Here is a 359-nt window from a genome sequence, read left to right as displayed (position 1 = left end):
CGCTTCGCCCATCGATACGATTTGCTGCAACTTTCTTCCAGGGATACCGTCTTCAGTTCCTCTAGGAAGCTGCAAGCCTTTGAGAGCTGTATTAGTAAATTGAGTGCTTTGGTGAGCCTGCGTAAGCAGAGGCAGAAAACGACCGAGCTCAGTTATCAACAGATCAGGCTGTTCTTTCAATGTCTGAATATTTTCAGTCGTTAAGCTGTTTAACCAGTCAACAAGCGGCGAGTTAACATCTTGCCATGGCTGCTGTTGTGTTTGGCATAGGTGAAAAGGCTCGGAACGCCAATAAACTTGGTGCTCAAGCAAAAATGAGTCGAGTATTTTAAATCGTGAATGCATGCTTCCCCCTATGA

1 pseudogene is annotated in these 359 nt (G+C 45.4%); it reads right to left on the bottom strand.

Features of this window, described 5'->3' with window-relative positions:
• Positions 1 to 345, bottom strand: a pseudogene (locus BCT81_RS04325) (SAM-dependent methyltransferase); the annotation flags it as partial.
• Between the last annotated feature and the right edge of the window lie 14 nt (positions 346 to 359).

It is taken from the genome of Vibrio sp. 10N.261.52.A1 (assembly GCF_002876325.1).
GTDB classification, from domain to species: domain Bacteria; phylum Pseudomonadota; class Gammaproteobacteria; order Enterobacterales; family Vibrionaceae; genus Vibrio; species Vibrio chagasii.
Note: the sequence above shows the minus strand (reverse complement) of the source record. Positions and strands in the feature narration are given on the sequence as shown.